General features: G+C 48.8%; 7 protein-coding genes and 1 tRNA gene. 4 read left to right on the top strand and 4 right to left on the bottom strand.

Features of this window, described 5'->3' with window-relative positions; genetic code table 11:
* Positions 1-50 precede the first annotated feature (50 nt).
* A tRNA-Val gene (locus tag HPY90_RS14295) sits at positions 51-125 on the top strand.
* A gap of 592 nt (positions 126-717) precedes the next feature.
* On the opposite strand, the gene HPY90_RS14290 is transcribed toward HPY90_RS14295, so the two are convergent.
* Positions 718-1,176 (bottom strand): helix-turn-helix domain-containing protein, encoded by a 459-nt coding sequence (locus HPY90_RS14290; RefSeq protein ID WP_287195497.1) that lies wholly within the window; start codon positions 1,174-1,176, stop codon positions 718-720.
* Positions 1,177-1,420: 244 nt separating this feature from the next.
* Here HPY90_RS14290 and HPY90_RS14285 point away from each other — a divergent pair, with 244 nt between their 5' ends.
* Both HPY90_RS14285 and HPY90_RS14280 read left to right on the top strand, forming a co-directional pair.
* Positions 1,421-1,723 carry a helix-turn-helix domain-containing protein gene (locus HPY90_RS14285; RefSeq protein WP_287195495.1) on the top strand — a complete coding sequence of 101 codons (303 nt, stop codon included), beginning with the start codon at positions 1,421-1,423 and terminating at the stop codon, positions 1,721-1,723.
* Between the two features lie 593 nt (positions 1,724-2,316).
* Positions 2,317-3,384, top strand: coding sequence for an alcohol dehydrogenase (locus HPY90_RS14280; protein ID WP_287195493.1), 1,068 nt, complete (start codon positions 2,317-2,319; stop codon positions 3,382-3,384).
* A gap of 1,357 nt (positions 3,385-4,741) precedes the next feature.
* On the opposite strand, the gene HPY90_RS14275 is transcribed toward HPY90_RS14280, so the two are convergent.
* Genes HPY90_RS14275 through HPY90_RS14265 form a run of 3 tightly spaced genes read right to left on the bottom strand, consistent with a single transcriptional unit; the run spans position 4,742 to position 6,610 of the window.
* Positions 4,742-4,948 (bottom strand): hypothetical protein, encoded by a 207-nt coding sequence (locus tag HPY90_RS14275; protein ID WP_287195491.1) that lies wholly within the window; start codon positions 4,946-4,948, stop codon positions 4,742-4,744.
* 52 nt (positions 4,949-5,000) lie between these two features.
* A complete protein-coding gene (locus HPY90_RS14270; RefSeq protein ID WP_287195489.1) occupies positions 5,001-5,444 on the bottom strand; it encodes a hypothetical protein in 444 nt (147 codons plus the stop codon).
* A 29-nt stretch (positions 5,445-5,473) separates the two neighbouring features.
* Positions 5,474-6,610 (bottom strand): stalk domain-containing protein, encoded by a 1,137-nt coding sequence (locus tag HPY90_RS14265; RefSeq protein ID WP_287195488.1) that lies wholly within the window; start codon positions 6,608-6,610, stop codon positions 5,474-5,476.
* Between the two features lie 291 nt (positions 6,611-6,901).
* On the opposite strand from HPY90_RS14265, the gene HPY90_RS14260 reads away from it, so the two are divergent.
* On the top strand, positions 6,902-7,133 hold a 232-nt coding region (locus HPY90_RS14260), incomplete at its 3' end, for a hypothetical protein (RefSeq protein WP_287195486.1).

Raw genomic sequence — 7,133 nt, 5'->3', positions numbered from 1 at the left:
TCATAACCGGTAGGTTCCTGGTTCGAATCCGGGTGGGCCCACCATATCAGGGGCGCGTAGCTCAGTGGGAGAGCGCTTGACTCACATTCAAGAGGTCGCAGGTTCAATCCCTGCCGCGCCCACCAGAAAAATCAAGGCTTCCAGAGATCGGAGGCCTTTTTGTTTTTCGTCTTAGACGGTAGTTGGAAATAAAAGAGCCTTATTTGCCGCGCCGCTTTTCTCATCAATTCCATTACAGCATGCGTAGTGCTCAACTTGAAGCAAGCAACTCCAAACGCTTCTCTTTGTATGCGCGCTGCACGCAAGCGCGAGCGGCATCCCCTGCTCCTTTCGACAGTCCGTAAGTTTCCGCAAACCTAAACGAGGTCGAATCCACATTTTTGAACCCTTCTTTGTCCCACTCAAAAAAGGTAGCCCAGAGCAAAAAGGTCCGCCTCGATCTCTTTCCGGCTCGGCAAAAAGAAAGTACGTTTCCCTAAGAAGAAACGATTTTCGCAGAAGTGAGGGATGTGGTGCCCGCATTCGGGAGGATCGTGCCTTCCTGCAGAGAACGGGGTAACGGAGAGCTTGCAACGAGAAATGGACTCTGGTTTATATAAATGGTGAAGCCCCCGCTGGGGTAGGGATAGGGGAACATAAACCGCTACTAAACTAAACCAAGCCGTTCGGCAATTTCAGGACAGAGGATTCCAAAGCTGCGGGCAGCATTCCTGCCCTTTACAAACGGGCGCATTGGGGAAAATCAGCTTCCTTCTCTGTTTTCATCTCTCTGAGCAGGGCCGCGCGCGGCCCTGCTTCTTTTTTTGATTTTTTCAATTCCCTTTCGGCATCTATGTGGGCCAGAATTGCTTTTAATCCGGCACGGATTGCTTCCTCAACTTCAGGGGAGAGTTTATCTATTCCATTGAAATGAATTGGTATTTCACCGGAAAGGACTCGGTAAAGGAAGGATTCAAAACTAGGAAGAGGTGTTTCTATTTGTTCATCTTCGAAAAAATAAGATAATGGAACGTCAAGAACCCGTGCCAGCCTTTCAAGCATAGGAAGAGAAGGATTTGTTTTTCCTAATTCAATGCTGTTCAGGTAACTGAACGATGTGTTGGCTATTTTCGCAAGTCTTCTAAGGCTAAATCCTCTCTGTTTCCGTAGCTTTCTAAGTTTTTCGGGTTTGAACATGTTGATTCTCTCCACTCAGATAATTCAAAACATCCTCGACTTTATTTTCCCTCCCCAACTTTTTATAAGTATAACTTTAAGTGTATTTTAAGAAAATACAACTTTGTAAGATTATAATGTTCACAATAAAAATCACTTGATAAACGGAGGATATTCTCAGTTCAAGCTAAATATTTTCCTTTTTTGAGCTTTGTTAGTTGTTCGTTGATAAAGTAACATAAAAAGTAAGTGAAGGAGGGCTGAAATGAAGGCAGAGCAACTAGGAGAAGCCCTAAAGCACATTCGAATACAGAAGGGCTTTAAACCTGCATATGTTGCGCGACGAGCGCACATTTCGCGGGGATATTACAACAATATTGAAAAAGGTAGAAATGTTCCCTCTTTCGAGGTTCTGGAAAACGTTGCTAGAGCTTTAGAATGCTCTTTATGCGAATTATGCAAATTGTGTCGGGCATTCAGTGAAAATTCAACGAAAAAAGTAAAGGAGAAACACGTAGGATCATCAATCAATGAAATACAGCAACTAAAGGTGGCTCGGTATCACTGAAAACACGGCAAACAAGTTGATCAACGTCAGATTTATAAAAATGCGCGGGTAGATCTTTCTCCTTCAGGGGAGGGAGGGGATAAGAGCAGAAGCTTGGCAAAAAGTATCGCCAAGGAGCCTGGCGTAGTTGGGACGGAAGCGACTATCCCCTCCGGGAGTCCCTTCGGCGACGGGTAAAAAAGGGACGCTTGCACCGGTATAAGCCGGCGGATGCATGTATCCGCTGCGAGGAAGCCCTGCACCTTTAGGTGTGGGGAGGAATTACAGTTAGGAACAAGAGACTTGTAAATTGGACCAACTTCTATTGAATCATTGAATTCAGTTTTCTCTCTTTAGCAAGATTCTTTGAAGAAATTGCTCACATAGGGTAGACGCAATCAAATCCTTATCAAATCCAGAGTATTAGAAAATATGCTTCAGCGAGTTTTCTATCCAATGTCGGGGATCTATGACAGAAATGATAGATGGTTGCCGAGGGGGTGGAGCCTGCAAAAAACTTTTATGCTACAGAGTTTTGTGTCGCGTGAAACCAAGTAACTTGAAAATTTTAAAAAATTTTCATAATTGCTCTCGCAGCAAGCAGGAATTTTTGTTTGATAATTAAGGAGGCCAAAAAAATGAAAACGATGCGAGCAGTTGTATACCATGGAAAAGATGACATTCGGCTTGATGAAGTTCCAAAGCCTCAAATCCAAAAACCTACTGACGCTATCGTCAAAGTCACTACAACAACAATCTGTGGCACTGATATTCATATCCGGCACGGCGGGTTACCTGCGGTTAAGCCAGGTACTATAATCGGGCACGAATTCGTGGGAGTTGTTGATGAGGTAGGATCAGCAGTAACCAAATTTAAACCAGGAGACCGTGTGGCTGTATCCTGCGTTACCCAGTGTGGGCAGTGCTTTTACTGCCTAAGGCAGATTTATTCGCAGTGCGTGGATGGAAGCTGGATCTTCGGATATCTTATTGACGGAGCTCAAGCTGAGTATGTCCGGGTTCCTTATGCCGACATGGGGATGCACAAGATTCCCGATAACCTGACTGATGAGGATGTCTTATTTGTAGGAGATATTCTTTCTACCGGCTATTTTGGAGCAGAAAACGGAGAAATTAAGCCAGGAGACACCGTAGCGGTTTTTGGATGCGGCCCGGTAGGAATGTGTGCAATGCTCACCGCTCGACTTTGGGGGCCTGCCCGGATCTTAGCAGTTGACTTGGATGAACAGCGAACAACCTTCGCCAAAAAACAGGGTATTGCTGATTACTCTATCAATCCGGCCAAGGAAAACCCAGCAGAAGTCATAAAATCTATGACGGACGGTCGCGGGGCTGATGTCTGTATTGAAGCAGTTGGAGTAGGACCAACGTACGAAGCCGCTCTTGCAGCGGTAAGACCAGGTGGGACCGTATCTATAGTCGGGGTCTTTGAGAAACCCCAAAACCTGCCTCTCAATGAGCTTTGGATCAAGAACATTAAGATCCATATGGGACTCGTTAATGCTAACAGAATCCCGCAACTAATTGATTTGATAAAAGAAGGAAAAATCAACACAAGCTTCCTGATAACTCACACCCTACCTCTAAACGAAGCACTTAAAGGCTACGATATTTTTGAGAAGAAGATCGACAATGCTCTCAAAGTTGCATTAAAGCCGTAACAAGTTTCATGAACAGATGAAGGTCAACGGATAGTTGCCAGATGTCGCACTTCCAGTAGTCTCGGCCTGAAAGTAAGAAAGGAATTAAAGTTTCAGATTATTACACCTCCCACAAAATTCTTTATCATTGAGCCTTTCAATCAGTTGATTGAAAGGCTTCCTTTTTGAAAAGTTAGCTAAAAACCCACATTTCGCACCCTGGCACCTTCTTTACTCCGAATTTTCATGCCGACAGTTGGATGCAATATCATGTATGTTTTCTTAGACGGCTTGAATCTTCCCGTAAAGAGGTTTACAGTAAGCAAAGAATCGCTTTTCGTGGCCCATCGGCATGCGAGATGCAAAATTCTCGGATCTTCTGGACACCAGCCGCGCTGTGGCTGGGGTTCTCCCTACTTTGGCTCGACGCGAGGGCCCGGTACTTGAGGGTAATGGCGGCGGTGGAGACCCTCGTCGAGGCGCTCGGTTTCTTTATCAAAGGCTATGTCCAGGGAGCGAACAACGCCTGGAAGCGCCAGGAGAAAAGGTGTCCTCTTCAACGCGGAGAGCAGGGAACCCATAAAGAACGAACTCGAGGAGACCGCCTTCGCTGGGGCCGTGGCGAACCTCCCGGAATGTGGTGAAGATACTTCGCGAGAGGGCGGACGAGTTGCGCACCCTTTGGCAGCGGAGGAAGTGGAAGATGTCAGGCAGCCCTTTGCCGCGAGCCCTTTGCCGCGCGTGAGGGAGGATGGTGCATCTCGTTTAAGTGGGGTTAGAAGTCCCGAAAAACTGACCTAGGACACGTTCGACTGTTGCCGCGTCTGAAACGGCAAGCACATAAGGAACTTGGTCGGCTCCTCATGGAGAATGGTAGCGTTGTCTCCCGAACTTCAGCGTCTCGACGAAGATCACCCTGTCCCGGAGGGTTTATGTTGTCCTTCCTCAGTCCCGCCATCTCGCCCCTGCGGAGCCCGCAAACGGTGGAGAGCGCCAGTGTGCTCTTGGCTTCGTCTAGGAGCCCGATCATCTCGCCCTGGATCATCTCTCTCACCATCCCGGGGTCCAGCGCTGGCGCGTACAGGTCTTTCTTCTTTATGCGCGGCCCTTCCTTCCGCCTGAAAGCAGACTCGACCCCGTTAACGCGGTAGAAGCGCCTGGGAGTCCTGAAAACCAGGTCAAGGTAACCTCGGAGTAGCCCTCCTTCCTGAGTGAGTTTACGTACTCCTCGACTGCCTTCCGGGACAAGTTACCCTTCTTCTTGGCAAGGAACTTCCTGACAAGCAACGAGTAGTACCGCTTTGGTAGCCTCGGTCCCGCTGAACTCTTCCTCGTACTTTTCGAGCGTCTTCTTGATGTCTTCCTTCGTCCCGCTTCCTCACTCCGTCACCGGCCACAGCCAGACAAGCTCGTAGGTGAACCTCCTACCCAGCCGCAGATCGTAGATCTCTACCCACGCCTGGGCAGGTATGTAAACATCCTCTGATGTCCATTCGTCCACGTATTCAAGAACCACTAGCACCCCGGAGTCAAGCCAGTATATACGGTCTCCATCTGATGCTCCGCGCCACGCAAAGCACTCCATCTCTCCCCTGCCTGTACGATTATATAAAAAGAGTAGTGGGTCAATGTGTCCTTCACTGGGAATATAGTCTGCGAAGCGGAGGCCATCGGGAGAGTAGACCTTGTTTTTTCTCTTTCCCGAGTTTTCGGTAAAGTTCTTGGTAAGCTGACCAGGCTTCGCTGACAGGAATTACGCTTCTGATTACGTCCGAGCCTGAGAGATAAAACTTGAGCACTGGCGGTATTGCGTGCGCCTCTGCCCACGCTTTAAACTCCGCGCTTGATGAGATGCACTCCGGGAGAGACACGTCGTAGGAAATGTCTACCCTTTTCTCGACCTCTTGCTGTGTCGCTTCGCTCCCTGGCCCGGGCGCCGGAGCGTTGACCTCTTCCATCTGTTGCCTCACTGGCTGCGGAGCCGGGCTCTCTTTCCCAGACCTCCTCAGTACGGGCACCGATATGAGGGCTGCGAGGAAGGCGATGAGACAAAGGATGATAGCTGCACTCTTCTTACTCACCTTTACCTTCCTTCCCAGTTTTTTCTGGATTAGCTGTAGGGAAGATGATACGTGGCTATGAATTGATGCCATTCTTCGTCATACAGCTTATCCCAAGGCACAACCCAGTAGATGCTAAACTGTCCCTCCTCCAGACCATAGCTTAGGTATCCAAAGTCGTCAGAGTAGGCATTGTCTATAAGCATGTAGCAACCAGGCGGTATTTCCTCGCCCTGATACGTGAGCGGCATCTCTTCTTCGCACGAAAGATCCCAGTGCACTAGATCACCAAGGTATTCAGCGTACTCCTCTGGGGTGCCTCCCATCAGGACAATGCAGCACGCATGATCGGGAAGCCCCGGGTCTTCTGCGTTGACTAGTGCTACATATGCGCCAATTCCCCAGTAGTTATAGAAGGCAGCCTCGAAAGTTGCCATGTCTTCGCAATCTCCAGCCCCCTCTCTCCATGTTTCATAAGGCTTCTGGCGATAATCATCCCCTGGGCGCCCATCTCCAACAAGACAATCTGGCTGAGGATTAAGTTCTTCCTCGTCGTCATATCTGTATGCAATATTCTCCTCAACCCAGTAGTAAAAACTTACAATCTCCTCGAAGTCTACGTCGCCGCTGTTGTCAAAGTCGAACGCTTGGAAAAACGCAGCTAAATCGGAGGGTATGAGATCTGATGTGCTTCCTTGGCTCGCGGGACTCCCGGTTTTCGGTACCGACGCGTCTGGATCTGGGATCTCTTCTTCGCTCACAACAGGGAGCGAGAAGATGATAGCTGTTTGGGTTTCTCCATCCCAAGCCACGCTTTCACCAAGGGATTCCGAGATGAAACGCAGCGGAACCAGGGTTCGCCCGTTCACAATCATCGCTGGCACGTCAAGAGCTACAGGTATACCGTTTTTGTAGGCTTCGGCTTCTCCGATTTTGAGTACGATCGTAGAATCACCCCTGGTTGCAATAACTGTTCGGGATTTACTGTCCCAAAATACCTCCGCATTTAAAGCCTCGAAGATGGCGCGCAGGGGAACTAGTACTCTTCCCTTTTCTATGATAGGGGGTACATCAAAGCTCAGCTCCCTACCGTCTAGAAGTACTTTCGGGGCAGCAAAAGCAACAGGGACCACGCCGAAGAGAAGAGAAAAGAAACAAAATGCCGCAGCTAGAACCATTTTCCTCATAATTCATCCCTCCCCCAACTCACAGTGCTTTTTCCTTAAATTCTACATTTCGACTAATTAATCCTTCTGAGACTAATTTGGCTCTTCGCTATTTCGTATGGGTAAGGGCTATTTACCAAAGTGGCCTCCTGGGGGGCACTATTTGTTTTTGCCTGTTGCAGCTGGCATTGAGTGAGGTCGTGCCAGCTATCTTTTTTGCTGCCTTTGTTGCTCTTCTTGCTGTTGTTGCCGAAGGCTGGCCTTGCCGTAGAAGAATTTATTGGCCTTCTAATAAAATTGCTGCGGTGAGGGATGCTAATAGAAAACAGGAAAGTTAGAGAGGTGCAAGAGAAAGCAGCGGGTGATCCCTCTACCGTGTCTACGTTGAAAAGAACTCCTGAGAGGTTCGGCACTGGATGGTTTGGATTCGAAAAGCTGATTATCGCCTCTTCCCTGGCAGTCCTGGTCCTGCTCCTGATCCTGCTGCAGGGGCGCCTGCCCGGCCCCCGGTTCAAACCCCTGCCGCCCTGGCTCGACCGGCCGG

This window comes from Syntrophothermus sp., assembly GCF_013314835.1.
Classification (GTDB): domain Bacteria; phylum Bacillota; class Syntrophomonadia; order Syntrophomonadales; family Syntrophothermaceae; genus Syntrophothermus; species Syntrophothermus lipocalidus.
Note: the sequence above shows the minus strand (reverse complement) of the source record. Positions and strands in the feature narration are given on the sequence as shown.